The sequence below is a fragment of the Flavobacterium sp. UBA7680 genome (genome assembly GCF_002482975.1).
Taxonomy (GTDB): Bacteria; Bacteroidota; Bacteroidia; order Flavobacteriales; family Flavobacteriaceae; genus Flavobacterium.
Window position 1 is genome coordinate 76999 of the sequence record NZ_DLHA01000058.1, and the last position, 15424, is coordinate 92422.

Below are 15424 nucleotides of genomic sequence, written 5' to 3' on the forward strand. Positions count from 1 at the left end.
AGTCACAATTTCGATGGTAATGCTAATGGGATTTTTAGCAGTAACTTCTTGCGGAAAGAAAGAAGCAGTTCCTGCTGACGAATCAACAGAAATAAATTAAACAACATCAGATGAAGGCGTAAAACCAGAAGCAGGTGTTGAAAATGTTTTGGTTATTGAAGGAAATGACCAAATGCAGTTTAATAAAAGCGAACTAAAAGCAGTTGCCGGAAAACCGATCAAACTTACTTTAAAACACGTAGGAACAATTCCAAAAGAAGCGATGGGACATAACTTAGTAATTCTAGAGCAAGGAACAGATGAAGGTGCTTTTGCTGCAAAAGCGATCGAAGCAAAAGCTACAGATTATATTCCGGCTTCTGAAAAAGCTTCAATTGTTGCTCATACAAAATTATTGGGCGGAGGTGAAGAAGATACTATCGAATTTACAATTGATAAAAAAGGAACATACAACTTTTTATGTACTTTTCCTGGTCACGTGGCTATGATGAAAGGTATATTAATTGTGGAATAAATAATAAACTCCAAGCCTGATTTTGGTTTGGAGTTTTTTTAAATACTAATAAAAGATAATTTTGTCTTTTATTGAAAATCAAAATAAATATCAATATTAATTTTTACGAAAATGGAAAATTTAAAAAACAAAACAATCGGATCATTTGTGGCTCAGGATTATAGAACTGCGGCTGTATTTTCTAAATATAAAATAGATTTTTGCTGTAAAGGAAACAGAACGGTTTCTGAAGTTTGTGAAAAGGAAGAAATTAATTCTGATGGACTGCTTCAAAGTATTTATGATGTTTTGCAGTCTGAAAATAACAGCGGAATCGACTTTAATTCATGGCCTCTGGATTTATTAGTAGATTATATAGAAAAAACGCATCACCGTTATGTGGAAGAAAAAACACAGGTTCTGCTGAGTTTTCTAGATAAATTATGCAGCGTTCACGGTTCAAATCATCCTGAATTATTTAAAATTAATGAATTGTTTATAGGATGTGCGGGAGAATTGGCGCAGCACATGAAAAAGGAAGAACTGGTTTTATTTCCTTTTGTAAAAAGAATGGTAAAAACGAAAGAGGCTAACGGAGTTTTATCGCAGCCTTCTTTCGGAACGGTTTCAAATCCAATTGCCATGATGATGCACGAACATGAAAATGAAGGTGACCGTTTTAGAGAAATAGCTGAGTTGACTAATAATTATACGCCTCCGGCTGATGGATGCACAACCTATAAAGTGACGTATGCTATGCTAAATGAGTTTGAAGAAGATTTACATAAACATATTCATTTAGAGAATAATATTTTGTTTCCAAAAGCGGTTGCGCTGGAAGAAGAATTTGCTTAACTATAATTTTAACTAGAGAAAAAACACTGATAAATTCCAGATTATGGAGTATTATCGGTGTTTTTTATTAGAATGAACTTAAAAAAAATTAAACACATAGAAACATAGGTTTTAGAAGAATTATAAAAAGAGAATTTAAAAAATCTAGATTTTTACACATAGCTATGTTCGTTAATGCAATTGAAACGCCTTTTTTAAGTTTCCAAAATCTATGTCTCTATGTGTTTAAAAAAAAAGCATATTACCAAAAAGATCTGATAATATGCCTTAGCACTAATTCAACCTATTCAAAATTTTAAATCTTTTCTGCTTCTTTATTTATTGTTTCAATTGTTTTTTCATTGTTTACACCTAAACCTTCCTGCTGAAAAACTAGTTCTCCTTTGGGATTAAAAACGCTTATAATATTAGAATGCGAAAAATCTACAGGAGATATTTGTTTGTAATTAATGGCTAAAACTGCTGCAAATTCGCGTGTGTTTTCTTCAGATGAACGAAGAAAAAGCCACGGTTCCTGATTCATTTTATTCGAAATAGCAAAAGCTTTTAATTTTTCCGGCGTATCCGTTTTAGGATCAATACTTACTAAAATAAGTTTTACATTGTTTTTAGTCTTTTTATTAAGTTTGGCTTCAATATCACGCATATCTGCAACTAATCTTGGGCAGGCGGCTTTGCAGCTTGTGTAAATCATAACCATAACCAGTACATTTCCTCTTAGGCTTTTTAGTTCAATATCATTTCCGTTTTGAGTCGTCCATTTTGATGGAAGATTATAAATGGATAAATCACTTATTTCCTTTTTTGTTACTGCATTATCTTTCTTGTTTTCTTTACAGCTTTGTAACGAAAACAGCAGAATAAAAACCGCAATTATTATTTTTTTCATTGAAATTAATTTAAAGATTAACTTTTGGTTTTGTTGAACTGGCGCATCTAAAACCAAGATTTCGGGTTGAGTATTGCGCTTTAAGGCTTCCTCTAAAAGCATAACGCATAAATGCTGCATAATCCATTAAATCGGATGCGTTTACAGAGGCGCTTCCGCAGAATAAATTTTTATCGCTGCTTTTGTCTTTTCTAGATTCTCCCGATAAAAAAATGCTGTTAAAATCGGATGTCCATTCCCAAACCAAACCGTGCATATCGTAAACTCCCCAATAATTTTTAAACGTTTTTCCCACTTCATTTTCATACGTTTTTGACTTTTCATACCAGGATAAAATGTAATTATTGAATTCTTTTTTGGTTCTGGCATCCATTGTTTTTGCATCGGCCATTGCTGCATATTCCCATTCATCCATTTTGGGTAAACGCTTTCCCTGGCATTCACAGTATTTTTTTGCAGCAAACCAGGAAACAGCCGTTATGGGCGAATTTGGTTTTGAACTGCCAAAATCAAAATCATTTTCCCAGTAAGACAAATACGTTTTATCAGCAAAAATTCCCTTAATTTTCGATTTACGATATGTTGGATTTTTTTTGATGAAACTCAAAAACTGGGCATTGGTAACAGGATAAATGTCTAAATAAAAAGAGTTTACAAATACTGGTTTTTTAGATGAGGCTCCGTAAAGAGGAACAAAACGTCCCTCTTTTATCAGAGCCATTCCAATTTCCTGCGCTATTGTTGCGCCTGTAAACATCAGGAAAAAGGTAAGAATGAAAATAAATTTTTTCATGCTTTATTTTTGATTGTTATCGCAGTGCTTTTACCATTTCCGGAGTAACTTCTGTTTTATTGTTGCCCCAGCTGTTGTAGATATACGTAAGAACATTTGCTATTTCATCGTCAGATAAATTTTGAGCCGGCATTACGTTGTTGTATTTTTTTCCGTTCACGCTTACTTCTCCAGTTAAACCGTGTAAAATTGTTTTAATCGCACGTTTGGAGTCGGCATTTAAATAATCTGATTTTGCAAGAGGAGGAAAGGTGTTTGGAATTCCCTGCCCTTCAGATTGGTGACAAGCGAAACAAGTGGTACCAAAAATTTGTTTTCCAATTTTTATTTTCTCTTCGGCAGTTCGTTTAGGTGTTACAGCTTTTGCCGTTGTGCTTTCAGGCATTTTTTGAATCGTTCCGCCTTCTGGCAGATAAATTCCTTCCTGAATCGTTCCAGAATAAATGTTTTTATTCTCTTTTCCTTCCACTTTCAGCATTCCTAAAGCACCTTTATTAAAGGCTCTAAAAATAGAATGGTCAACCAGAATAAAAGTTCCCGGAGTTTCTACCTTAAAATCAACAATTGCTGCACCGCCGGCCGGAATTAAAGTAGTCTGTACATTTTTATTAATTACAGTTCCGCCTTCTACATGAACATGGTCAAATATTTCTCCAATAACATGAAAAGACGATACTAAGTTTGGACCTCCGTTCCCCACAAATAAACGGACTGTTTCTCCAACTTTTGCTGTTAATTCGTTTCCGTTTGTCAGCGAACCCACTTTACCATTAAATACAACATAATCAGGAGTTTCTTTTACGGCTTTATTCATGTCAAATGGCTGTAAACCTTTTGCGCCATATTCGCCCTGCGTATAGAAATCGCCCTGCATAACATAATATTCCTTATCAACAGGCGGAAGTCCGCCTTCTGGTTCAACCAAAATCAAACCATACATACCATTTGCAATGTGCATTCCAACAGGCGCTGTTGCACAATGGTATACATACAGTCCCGGATTGATAACCTTAAAGCTGAAAACTTTTTCATGTCCCGGTGCAACAAGCGAAGAAGTCGCCCCGCCGCCAGGTCCGGTTACAGCGTGTAAATCAATATTATGTGGCAGTTTGTTATCGGGATGGTTTTTTAAATGAAATTCTACTTCATCGCCAACACGCGTTCTGATAAAACTTCCCGGGACAGAGCCTCCAAATGTCCAATACGTATATTTTACGCCATCAGTCATCGTGCCTTCCTGCTCTTTGATTTCCATGTTCAATTTGAGTTTCATGGCAGTTCTGTTTCCAACAGGTTTTGGGACCATAGGCGGAGCAGTAAGTTCAGCATTCATTTCTCCTTCGGTCATTATATCAGTATAATTTACTGATTCTTCTTTTTTACAGCTTCCTAAAAAAATCGTAAAAAGTAAGCATAACAACATGTTCATTTTAATCGAAATGTCATTTTTCTTTTTCATAAGGTTTTGGTTTTATTTAGTTTTAAATCAGGAGTAAAAATAAAAGACTATTTTATCTTTTATTATGATAAAAATCATAAAATACGTACTAATAAAAACTTTATATTAATTTATTGTGTACACTTTTATTACAGTTAACTGTTTTAAATTCAATTCTTTAAGTATGTGTAAATTTTTTGTAAACTAATATTTTGATATTTTTTTAATAAAAACAAATGCCCAACTCTATTTTAGAATAATAATCATTATTTTTGCGACCTGTATAAATAAAATTATTACTTCAAAATATATTTATGGTAAAAGATTTATTCGAAAGAATTCAGGACAATAAAGGACCTTTAGGAAAATGGGCTTCTCAGGCAGAAGGTTATTACGTTTTCCCAAAGTTAGAAGGAGAGTTGGGTCCTAGAATGACGTTTCACGGAAAAAATATTTTAAACTGGAGTTTAAATGATTATTTAGGTTTAGCTAATCATCCAGAAGTTCGTAAAGCAGATACGGATGCTGCGGCTCAATATGGCGCTGCATACCCTATGGGAGCTCGTATGATGTCTGGACACACAACTTATCATGAGCAGTTAGAAAATGAATTGGCTTCTTTCGTTATGAAAGAATCAGCTTATTTATTAAATTTTGGTTATCAGGGAATGGTATCTATTATTGATGCCTTGGTTACAAAAAATGATATCATTGTTTATGATGTAGATTCACATGCTTGTATTATTGATGGTGTTCGTTTGCACATGGGTAAACGTTTTACTTACAAACACAATGATCTTGAAAGTATGGAGAAAAACCTGCAGCGTGCTACTAAAATGGCCGAAGAAACAGGTGGAGGTATTTTATTTATTACCGAAGGTGTTTTTGGAATGCGTGGACAGCAGGGTAAACTGAAAGAAATTGTTGCTATGAAGCAAAAATACAATTTCCGTTTATTAGTTGATGATGCACACGGTTTTGGTACACTTGGTAAAACAGGTGCCGGAGCAGGTGAGGAGCAGGGAGTTCAGGACGATATTGATGTTTACTTCTCGACTTTTGCAAAATCAATGGCAAATATTGGAGCTTTTGTAGCTGCTGATAAAACGGTTATTGATTACTTAAAATACAACTTACGTTCGCAAATGTTTGCAAAAGCATTGCCAATGATCCAAACAATTGGTTCGTTGAAACGTTTAGAGCTATTGCGTAATTCATCTTCTATTAAAGATAAACTTTGGGAAAATGTAAATGCATTACAAAGCGGTCTTAAAGAAAAAGGATTCAATATTGGGGATACTAATACTTGTATTACTCCGGTTTACTTAGAAGGAAGTATTCCTGAAGCAATGGTAATGGTAAACGATTTAAGAGAAAACTACGGTATTTTCCTTTCTATTGTTGTTTATCCGGTTATTCCAAAAGGAATTATCTTATTAAGAATGATCCCGACAGCTTCTCATACTTTATCAGATATTGAAGAAACTTTAACTGCTTTTGAAGCAATTCGTGAGAAACTAGTTAACGGAACTTATAAAGAAATTGCAGAACGTACAACAGTTGACGTTTCGTAATTAATTTAAAAATAGATTTCCTTAAGTGGAAATTATGTAAAAAAATCCATTTGTTATACGAATGGATTTTTTTTATTTCAAGTAACTTTAATTCATAAATCACAAAATAAAAAACGCAGCATTATGAAAAAAGTATTAGCAATAACGACCCTTATTTTAACGGTTCTTATTTCCTGTAAAAAAGAAACGACTACTACAGAGCCCGTACAAATTACGCCAAGCCCTCCAAAAGAGGCTGAAATTGTGGAACCTGCGGGAGATCAATGTTATGAATGGAAAGCAAATGGAAGTGCAATTGAGATTAGTTTTAATGTAAATTCTCATCAGGAAGTAAACGGAAAATTAACTTATAATCTGTTAGGAAAAGATAAAAACGAAGGAACACTGATAGGAAATGTGAAAGGTGACACGATAGTTGCCGATTATACTTTTAATTCTGAAGGAACTTCATCAGTACGAGAAGTTGTTTTTTTACAAAAAGACGGAACTCTTATTGAAGGGTACGGAGATGTTGTACAAGCCAATGACAAAGTAACATTTAAAGATAAAAACAAACTAAAATTTGATCAGAAAAATACGCTGACCAAAATAGATTGCAAAGTGGATTAATGAATTGTTATTAAAGTAAAAAATCCATTCGTTTTGGGGGCGAATGGATTTTTTTTATGTTTATACTGAGACTGAAAACTCTTAAAGATACTTCAAATAAGTCTTTCTCTGACAGTGAATTTTAGGATCAAAATTCTTCCAAAGCAAATGAATTGCAGTGTTTTCGGCTAATTCTGGAGTTCTGATGCAGTTTTGAATTCCTTTTTCGGAGAAAGTTTTAAAATATTCATCAAAAATAATCGCTGTAACGCCTTTGTTTTGGTAATCAGGATGAACTCCGATGAGGTAAAAAACAACATCTTTACTTTTCTTTCTTGCTCTTAATAAATGGATAAAACCAAACGGGAAAAGTTTTCCTTTTGCTTTTTGTAATGCATCTGAAAAACTTGGCATTACAATACTAAAAGCAACTAAATTATCCTCTTTATCCACCACAAACTTTATATATTCAGGATTGATAAAGCTGATGTATTTCTTTTTAAAATATTCTTTTTGAACATCTGAAATTGCCACAAACGAAGCCAGTTTAGCATAAGAATCATTGAATAAATCAAACATCTTGTCTACATGCGGCATTATGTCTTTTGTTTTGGTGAAAGTCAGCGATCTAAGTCCGTAACGCTTTTTGATTAATTCCTGGGCTTTCAGGAAAAATTCAGGTTTTACATTCGAAAACGGGAAAATACTTTCGATATATTCTTTCTCAATCTGAAAACCTAATTGTTCAAAATGAGTAACATAATAAGGATTATTGTACCACGTAATCATAGTTCCCATTTGGTCGTAACCTTCAGTCAAAACTCCAACTTTATCTAAGTTAGAAAAACCCATTGGGCCTTCGGCATGTTCTAAGTTATGTTTTCTGCCTAATTCATACACTTTTTCAAGAAGTGCTTTCGTTACCTCGATATCATCGATAACATCAAACCATCCAAAACGAACCTTTCTTTTATGCTGATTATTTACTTCTGCCCAGTTTATAATAGTCGTAATACGTCCAACAATTTCATTGTCTTTGTAAGCCAGATAAAAATAAGCCTCTGCATTATCAAAAGCAGGATTTTTAGTTTTATCAAAAGACTCTAATTCATCAGCAATAATAGGAGGAACCCAATACGGATTGTCTTTATAAAGTGAAAAGGGAAATTTTATATAATCTGTTAGTTCTTTTTTAGTTTTGGCTTCTTTGATTGTAATCATTAAGGTGGTATTAGCTCCTTGTTTAAAGGTTTGATTATTAATTTATTCGTATTTAGCTTTACGTTTTCTTTCTTTTTCCTGATAATCTATTTTTTCTTCTTTATTATCAGAGTTTTTCTTTGCTTTTTCTTTGTTCTTATTCGCAATTTGTTTTTCCTTGTACCATCCGTCATATCTCCAGGAGAAACCAACTCCTCCATATAAAATAGAAGGCGTATTTTTGAAATTAGTACTTATAGAAGCATCAACCTGCATGTTTGGAGACAAAAGGTACGCCGCTCCGCCACGCACAATAGCATCGCTGTAAAAATCGCTTTTGTATCCTTGATTTTCAACAAAACCAGACCATTTGTCATTAAATCCGTGTGTTAAGGTTAAAATATAACCATAACTCGGATAATCTGTAGTTATATAATCTGCAATAATATTGGTTACAAAAACCCATCTTCCGCCGCCAAATAAGTTTTGAGTTACTAAAGCAACTTTTGGAGAAATATCTCCATTTGGAGAAAAATAATACGGGTTATCAGCACCAACAAAATTTGCTCCGGCAAAAATAGAAACAGCCGGAATTAATTCGCGCCATTGAAAACTGTGATTTGCTTTGTAACTATAAATATTAGCTTCTTTTTTGTAGTTTTTATAAGGATCGTAAATCAGGTATTTAGCTCCTAAAACGGTCTGTCTGAAGTTGTTCTTTTTATAACTTGTATACGGAGTGTCAAAGTTTTCCATTTGATACTGAACATCTAAAATAAATTCAAGCTGCTCAAAAAATGCACCGTATCTAACGGTTAAATCTGTACCAAAACCGGTAGCGTCATAATCTAATAAATCGTGTTTTTCTTTAATACCATAAACACCAATTTCGCCCTGAATAACTGATTTTCCAACCGCATAAGCCGACATTGTTTCTCCCGGACGGTTCGAATTAATCACATCAGTATATTGTGCGAAGAAAAATTGTGGTACTAAAAAAAGAAACGTAAAGAGTAAGTTTTTAATTTTCAACATAAATGTATTTTTTGATTAAAAGCTATAACGCATTTCAAATGTACTATATTTTATTATTTATTTAAGATTGATATTTTAATTTTAAACAACGGATTTACTAATTTTGGAAAAAAATTATATGATCATGCAAGAAGCATCTTTTACAAATTTGTTTAAAACGATAATGTGGATTATTGCGTTTTATTATATTTTTAAATTTTTGGCCCGAATCTTTTTGCCGGTATTGGTTAAAAAAGCGGTAGAAAAAGCAGGAGAAAATTTTCAAAGACAACAACAATACAGTCAGGATAATTCTTGGCAGCAAACTCGTAATAACAATAATGACGAAATAATCATTAATACGGCTAATGCCAAAAAACCGCGCGAGACCAAAAAGATCGGCGATTATGTTGATTACGAAGAAATAGATTAAGTTTGTATCCTTGTAGTATTAGGATTCATCATTTAACCAAACCAGCCAAAATTGAAAATAGTAAATAAATTCTATCCGCACGCCCTTGTAATCCTGGGCTTTATTCTTGTTTCCTTAATTTACTTTTATCCTGTTCTGCAGGGAAAACAAATTTTCCAGTCAGATATTGCTCAATATACCGGAATGGCCAAAGAGCAAAATGATTTTAGAGCAGCAGAACATACAGAGCCTTACTGGACAAACTCTGCTTTTGGCGGAATGCCGACTTATCAGTTAGGAGCAAATTATCCTAATGATTTTGTGGGCAAAATAGATGATGTTTTACGTTTTTTACCGCGTCCGGCTGATTATTTATTTCTATACTTTTTAGGGTTTTATGGTTTGTTATTGGTTTTAAAAACAGATCCTTTAAAAGCTTTTATAGGCGCGATTGCGTTTGGTTTTTCTACTTATTTAATTATCATTCTTGGCGTCGGGCATAATGCAAAAGCGCATGCAATTGCTTACATGCCATTGGTTATTGCCGGATTTATACTCGTTTTTCAAAAAAAATATATTTGGGGAGGTTTACTCACCATGTTTGCAGTTGCATTAGAAGTTAATGCGAACCACTTTCAAATGACCTATTATTTATTGATTTTCTTATTGATACTTTCAGTTTATTTTGCCTTTACTTTTATAAAAGATAAAGAATTCAAACCGCTTTTAATTGCCATTGGAACTTTGGCTGTAGCCGGAATTTTTGCAATTGGCGCTAATGCAGGAAATTTATTAGCGACAAGTGAATATGCTAAGTTTAGTACACGAAGCAACAGCGAATTAACTTTTAATCCTGACGGAAGTAAAAAGGAAAATGAAAACGCTTTAAGCCGTGAATATATTACAGAATACAGTTACGGAATTGCCGAAAGTTTTAATTTGATTGCTCCGAGACTTTTTGGAGGGTCAAATCATGAAAATATAGGTAAAGACAGCAGCATGTATACATTTATGACTGATCATAATGTTGAAGCTTCTAAGGCAGAAGGTTTTGTATCAGCAATGCCAACTTATTGGGGAGATCAGCCAATTGTTGCTGCTCCGGCGTATATTGGAATTGTAGTATTCTTTTTAGCAGTCTTAGCTTTATTTATTGATGACCGAAAAATAAAATATGTTTTTCTTTCAGGAGCATTATTCTCCTTAATACTTTCATGGGGAAAAAATTTCTCGCTGTTAACAGATTTCTTTATTGATTATGTGCCAATGTATGATAAGTTTAGAGCTGTATCATCTATTCAGGTAATCTTAGAATTATGTATGCCAGTTTTAGCAGTAATGGGAATTCAGTCGTTTTTTAAAGCAAAAGATGAACCTAAATTACAGCAAAAAGCTCTTGTGCAAACTGGAGTTTTTGGATTGGGAGTTATTTTAATTCTGGTAATTGCTAAAGGTTTCTTCCATTTTTCGGGAAGCAGTGACAACTATTTCCTTCAAATGTATGGACAAGAATTTGTTGATGTTTTAATAGAAGATAGAAAGTCTTTATATTCTGCAGATTTGCTTCGTTCAGGATTCTTTATCGTAGTAACATTTGGAACTTTATGGTTGTTTATTAAAAACAAATTTTCGCAAACAACAACTTTAGTTATCGTTGCTCTTTTAATGATTTTTGATTTGTTTTTTGTTGATAAAAAATACGTTTCGGCAAAAGATTTTGTGAGCCCGGTTCAAATTGCTGCTCCTTTTCAGGAAACAGCTGCAGATGCTAAAATTTTAGAAGATACAACACATTACAGAGTTTTTGATATTGACGGAAACATGTCAAGTGCGACAGCTTCTTATTTTCACCATTCTATTGGAGGATATCATGCTGCAAAACCAAGAAGAATGCAGCAATTGTTTGATTACCAAATTGGTAACAAATCAAAAAACATGAATCTTGAAGTGCTTAATATGTTGAATGTTAAGTATGTAATTCAGGCAGATAGTACAGGTGCACCTATACCAGCAGTTAATCCTGATGCAAATGGAAATGCTTGGTTTGTAAGTGCTGTTAAGCTTGTAAATAAACCAGATGATGTAATGAAAGCTTTAGATCATATTGATACCAAAGAAGTGGCAGTTTTTAACGTTCATGAACATGAAAGTAAATTCCAAAATGCCAGAATGAAAAAACAATGGGATACAACAGGAACCATAAAAGTAGTTCAATATAAGCCAAATTATATTAAATATCAATCAGATAATGGAAAAGATGGTTTAGCTGTTTTCTCTGAAATCTATTATAAAAATGGTTGGAATGCTTATATAGACGGAAAATTAACAGATCATTTCCCAGTTGACTATGTTTTAAGAGCAATGGAAATTCCTGGCGGAAAACATACAATCGAATTTAAGTTTGAACCGCAGGTTATCAAAACAGGTGGTACAATTAATCTTGTAAGTTCAATTGGAATGTTTGTGCTTTTAATTGGAGGTATTTATTTCGAAAGAAAGAAATTTAGTAAGCAGTCTCAGTAATTAATCTCAGTATTGCTTTGTGAATCTTTGCGATATTTTGCGCGACTTTGTGAAATGTTATTTCGCAAAGATTCACAAAGAAGTCACTGAGTTTCGCAAAGTCGGTAATAAGCTCTAAATTTGCACTTTAAAATAATAAACGATTTTCCTTGGAACAAAAAAAGCTCTTAATTATAACCTATTACTTTCCTCCAGCTGGTGGGCCGGGAGTACAGCGCTGGCTGAAATTTGTAAAATATCTGCCAGACTTTGGGGTTCAGCCTATTGTTTATGTTCCGGAAAATCCAACTTATCCAATTGTTGACGAAGGTTTAGTAAGCGAAATATCAGATAAAGTAATAGTTCTTAAAAATAAAATTTGGGAACCTTATCAATTAGCTTCTGTTTTTTCAAAAAATAAAACCAAGAAAATTAGCTCGGGAATTTTTCCACATAAAAAAAAGCAAACCTTTTTAGACAAAGCTTTTCTTTGGATACGTGGAAATCTATTTATTCCGGATGCGAGAGTTTTTTGGGTAAAACCTTCAGTTTCTTATCTTGAAAAATACATCAAAGAAAACAAGATTGATACAATCGTAACGTCGGGACCACCGCACAGTTTGCATTTAATTGGTTTAGAATTAAAAGAAAAACTAAATGTAAAATGGTTTGCAGATTTCCGCGATCCGTGGACAACAATTGGTTATCATAAAGCTTTGCGTTTATCTAATTATGCAGCTAAAAAACATAAAAGTTTAGAACATAAAGTTCTCAACTCTGCTGATACTATAATTGTAACAAGTAAAACTACAAAAGCTGAATTTCAGGTAATTACGAATAAACCAATTTCAGTAATTACAAACGGTTACGATATTGAGAACGTTGAGAAACAAACTTTAGATACTAAGTTTACGCTTGCTCATATCGGATCATTTTTATCAGACAGAAATCCAAAGTTTTTGTGGGAATGTCTGGTCGAATTACTTCAGGAAATTCCAGACTTTAAAACGCATTTAGAAATTAAATTAATTGGTGCCGTAAGCCAGGAAGTTTTAGATTCTGTTGAAGAATTTCAACTAAACGATTATTTGAACTTATTAGGATATGTTTCGCATAATGAAGCTATTGCCCACCAAAAAAAGTCTCAGGTTTTACTTTTAATCGAAATAAACTCTGAAGACACTAAAAGTATTATTCCGGGTAAATTGTTTGAATATATGGTCTCTAATCGTCCAATTATTGCTATTGGGCCTCAAGGTTCTGATTTTGCCGACATTATAAAAGAAACCAATACAGGCGTATTTTTTGATTATTCAGAAAAAGCGAAGCTAAAAAGTGTAATTTTGGACTTTTATAATCAATTTTTAGAAGGGAAATTACAAGCTAATGGTGTTGGTTTACAGCAATATTCACGAAAAAACCTGACTAAGCAATTAGTACAATTGATAAATTAAAACAACAATTTCAAAAACAAAAGGAGAGCAGAAAATCAAAAATCTAAACTCTACAATCTAAACTCTGCAATCAAAAAATGGGTATTGTCTTAAACCAGTCTTTTAAAAACACTATAATAACATACATTGGCTTTGGAATTGGAGCCATAAATACACTCTATTTATATCCTGTTTTTTTAGGCGCAACTTTTTATGGTTTAACTAATTATGTGACGTCTTGTGCCAATGTGATTATGCCTTTATTTGCAATTGGAATGCAAAACACTCTGGTTAAGTTTTATTCACAATATCAAACCGACGAAGAAAAATCCCGTTTTTTATCCTTTACGGTTTTATTTCCTCTGCTATTAATAATTCCACTTTTACTTATTGGGCTTGTTTTTTATGATGAGATTTTATTTTTTGTTTCAAAAAAGAATGCGATTGTAAAAAGTTATATTTGGTTAATACCATTTATAGGATTGTGTATGGCCTATTTTGAAATTTTTTATGCCTGGCTGCGAGTAAATATGCATTCTGTTTTTGGAAACTTTGTTAAGGAAGTAGGTTTGCGATTATTTTCATTATTTCTATTGATAGGTGTTTACTACAATTGGCTTAGCGTAGAAGGTTTTGTGTACGCAACAGCAATTTTGTATTTTTTAGCATTCCTGATAATCATGTTATATGCATTTAGTATTCAGAAGCCAACTTTTCAGTTTACGATACCAGCAAATACAAAAGATATATTAGTATATACTTTCTATATTATTTTATCTGGAAGTGTTGCCAATTTGCTTTTAGATGGAGATAAAATGATATTAAATCAATACATGCAAATTGAAAATATTGCCTTCTATTCGGTGGCTACGTATATTGCTTTGGTAATTTCAGTTCCAAGTCGTGCGATGCATCAAATCGTATATCCAATTACGGCAAAATTAATGCATGAAAATAAGCATGACGAATTGAATGATCTTTATAAAAAGACTTCAATTAATCTGCAGATTGTGGGTGGTTTTGTTATGCTTTGCATATTTGTAAATATTAATCAATTGTATGAATTGGTTCCAAAAGAATACAGCGGAGGTATCGCAGTCGTATTTATGATTGGTTTGTCAAAATATTTCGATTTGATTTTAGGTAACAACAATGCGATTATTTTTAATACTAAATATTACCGAATGGTATTGTATTTAGGATTAATGCTGGTTGTATTGACAGTAGTTTTAAATATGATTTTCATTCCCATTTTTGGAATTTTCGGATCAGCTTTTGCTACTTTATTGTCTATCACATTATACAGTTTAGCTAAGCTTCTTTTTGTTGTCAAGAAACTTCATTTATATCCTTTTACAAAAGAAACACTTTCTTCAATGCTGCTTACGTTTGTATTGTTTCTAGTTTTCTATTTTTGGGAATTTCCATTTTACCAGCTTATCAGCATTGCCTTAAAATCAATTTTGGTAACAATTCTATATGTTTACCTAAATTATAAATTTAATATCTCTCCGGATATTAATAAGGTTATTGATACTATTTTCAGAAAGATTGGAATAAAGATTTAATAACTTTCATTATTCCTGCAACAACGAATTCCGAACTTAATTATTTAAGGGTACAATTTTTTCATTATCCAAAATAAAAGCTAGTTTTTTATATAACATCTTGAAAATGTGAAGGAAATCTTAAAAAATTCGTTCAAATTATTTTGTTTTTCAATTTATTACGATTAATTTTATGTAGATTTTTATTACATCTCTTTCATTGACATTATGAGAAATATTTACATAAGGCCAGTAAAAGTGGTGTCTTAATGTTTTTTTTAAATTAAATAGCTATCCAAAATTATTAAATTTAAGTATCACATGCAGACAAACCCAACAAACGATTATGAAAAGCAATAAGCTAAGTCAGGAACAAAGTGTACAGGTGTTTTCCAATATGATATCGAACAAAGTTCATAATGGATTTACACTAGAAGAGAGAAATGATGAATTACTTTTTGCGGTTCTTTCTAAAGGAGGAAAAGTAGTTAACCACAGTTTAAATTTCATGATTTTTTGTTTAACCCTCGGATTATGGTCATTTGCTTGGCTATATTTAACATTCGAGGCTTCCAAACAAAAAAAGGTATTAGTTGCCATTGACGAAGATGGCTTTCCTTTTGAAGAAAAATGCTTAGTAGCATAAAATATTTCAGTCTAAAATAGTTTAGCCCTAAATCACATTC

At 32.6% G+C, this 15424-nt stretch carries 14 protein-coding genes; 9 read left to right on the forward strand and 5 right to left on the reverse strand.

The features are described from left to right. Window positions 1-148 precede the first annotated feature (148 nt). Both azu and ric read left to right on the forward strand, forming a co-directional pair. Entirely contained in the window at window positions 149-514 is a 366-nt protein-coding gene (gene azu / locus B3C18_RS23970) for an azurin (RefSeq protein WP_291152804.1), read from the forward strand. 111 nt (window positions 515-625) lie between these two features. After that, window positions 626-1348 (forward strand): iron-sulfur cluster repair di-iron protein, encoded by a 723-nt coding sequence (ric, locus tag B3C18_RS23975; RefSeq protein WP_291152806.1) that lies wholly within the window; start codon window positions 626-628, stop codon window positions 1346-1348. Window positions 1349-1643: 295 nt separating this feature from the next. Here the strand turns inward: ric and B3C18_RS23980 are convergent, their stop codons facing one another. The 3 genes from B3C18_RS23980 to nirK are packed head-to-tail and all read right to left on the reverse strand — an operon-like array spanning window position 1644 to window position 4489. Further along, entirely contained in the window at window positions 1644-2237 is a 594-nt protein-coding gene (locus B3C18_RS23980) for an SCO family protein (protein ID WP_291152808.1), read from the reverse strand. A gap of 10 nt (window positions 2238-2247) precedes the next feature. Then, window positions 2248-3030: a formylglycine-generating enzyme family protein gene (locus B3C18_RS23985; protein ID WP_414655361.1), complete on the reverse strand. Its 783-nt coding sequence runs from the start codon at window positions 3028-3030 to the stop codon at window positions 2248-2250. A 16-nt stretch (window positions 3031-3046) separates the two neighbouring features. Then, window positions 3047-4489: a copper-containing nitrite reductase gene (nirK, locus tag B3C18_RS23990; RefSeq protein ID WP_291152810.1), complete on the reverse strand. Its 1443-nt coding sequence runs from the start codon at window positions 4487-4489 to the stop codon at window positions 3047-3049. Between the two features lie 293 nt (window positions 4490-4782). Between nirK and B3C18_RS23995 the strand changes: the two genes are divergently transcribed. Together B3C18_RS23995 and B3C18_RS24000 are read left to right on the forward strand one after the other, a co-directional pair. Beyond that, entirely contained in the window at window positions 4783-6042 is a 1260-nt protein-coding gene (locus B3C18_RS23995) for an aminotransferase class I/II-fold pyridoxal phosphate-dependent enzyme (protein ID WP_053473718.1), read from the forward strand. A gap of 123 nt (window positions 6043-6165) precedes the next feature. Then, a complete protein-coding gene (locus tag B3C18_RS24000; protein WP_291152814.1) occupies window positions 6166-6651 on the forward strand; it encodes a hypothetical protein in 486 nt (161 codons plus the stop codon). Window positions 6652-6732: 81 nt separating this feature from the next. Here B3C18_RS24000 and B3C18_RS24005 read toward each other — a convergent pair whose 3' ends face one another. Beyond that, complete coding sequence (locus B3C18_RS24005) at window positions 6733-7851, reverse strand: GNAT family N-acetyltransferase (protein WP_291152817.1); 1119 nt, start codon at window positions 7849-7851, stop codon at window positions 6733-6735. Window positions 7852-7893: 42 nt separating this feature from the next. Beyond that, entirely contained in the window at window positions 7894-8865 is a 972-nt protein-coding gene (locus B3C18_RS24010) for a transporter (protein WP_291152819.1), read from the reverse strand. Window positions 8866-8989: 124 nt separating this feature from the next. On the opposite strand from B3C18_RS24010, the gene B3C18_RS24015 reads away from it, so the two are divergent. The 5 genes from B3C18_RS24015 (at window position 8990) to B3C18_RS24035 (ending at window position 15384) form a co-directional block, all read left to right on the forward strand. Then, the gene (locus B3C18_RS24015; RefSeq protein ID WP_291152821.1) at window positions 8990-9277 is read left to right on the forward strand and encodes a DUF4834 family protein; all 288 of its coding nucleotides are present in this window, start codon (window positions 8990-8992) and stop codon (window positions 9275-9277) included. Window positions 9278-9328: 51 nt separating this feature from the next. Beyond that, window positions 9329-11779, forward strand: a complete 2451-nt coding sequence (locus B3C18_RS24020) for a YfhO family protein (protein ID WP_291152824.1) — start codon at window positions 9329-9331, stop codon at window positions 11777-11779. 149 nt (window positions 11780-11928) lie between these two features. Continuing rightward, entirely contained in the window at window positions 11929-13212 is a 1284-nt protein-coding gene (locus tag B3C18_RS24025; RefSeq protein WP_291152826.1) for a glycosyltransferase family 4 protein, read from the forward strand. A gap of 77 nt (window positions 13213-13289) precedes the next feature. Next, complete coding sequence (locus B3C18_RS24030; protein ID WP_291152829.1) at window positions 13290-14759, forward strand: oligosaccharide flippase family protein; 1470 nt, start codon at window positions 13290-13292, stop codon at window positions 14757-14759. A 325-nt stretch (window positions 14760-15084) separates the two neighbouring features. Next, the gene (locus tag B3C18_RS24035; protein WP_044047707.1) at window positions 15085-15384 is read left to right on the forward strand and encodes a hypothetical protein; all 300 of its coding nucleotides are present in this window, start codon (window positions 15085-15087) and stop codon (window positions 15382-15384) included. Window positions 15385-15424: the final 40 nt, after the last annotated feature.

Bases quoted from the DNA above. Each gene is read 5' to 3' on its own strand.
- ric (WP_291152806.1), top strand. From the start codon at position 626: ATGGAAAATTTAAAAAACAAAACAATCGGATCATTTGTGGCTCAGGAT.
- B3C18_RS23980 (WP_291152808.1), bottom strand. From the start codon at position 2,237: ATGAAAAAAATAATAATTGCGGTTTTTATTCTGCTGTTTTCGTTACAA.
- B3C18_RS23985 (WP_414655361.1), bottom strand. From the start codon at position 3,030: ATGAAAAAATTTATTTTCATTCTTACCTTTTTCCTGATGTTTACAGGC.
- nirK (WP_291152810.1), bottom strand. From the start codon at position 4,489: ATGAAAAAGAAAAATGACATTTCGATTAAAATGAACATGTTGTTATGC.
- B3C18_RS23995 (WP_053473718.1), top strand. From the start codon at position 4,783: ATGGTAAAAGATTTATTCGAAAGAATTCAGGACAATAAAGGACCTTTA.
- B3C18_RS24000 (WP_291152814.1), top strand. From the start codon at position 6,166: ATGAAAAAAGTATTAGCAATAACGACCCTTATTTTAACGGTTCTTATT.
- B3C18_RS24005 (WP_291152817.1), bottom strand. From the start codon at position 7,851: ATGATTACAATCAAAGAAGCCAAAACTAAAAAAGAACTAACAGATTAT.
- B3C18_RS24010 (WP_291152819.1), bottom strand. From the start codon at position 8,865: ATGTTGAAAATTAAAAACTTACTCTTTACGTTTCTTTTTTTAGTACCA.
- B3C18_RS24015 (WP_291152821.1), top strand. From the start codon at position 8,990: ATGCAAGAAGCATCTTTTACAAATTTGTTTAAAACGATAATGTGGATT.
- B3C18_RS24030 (WP_291152829.1), top strand. From the start codon at position 13,290: ATGGGTATTGTCTTAAACCAGTCTTTTAAAAACACTATAATAACATAC.
- B3C18_RS24035 (WP_044047707.1), top strand. From the start codon at position 15,085: ATGAAAAGCAATAAGCTAAGTCAGGAACAAAGTGTACAGGTGTTTTCC.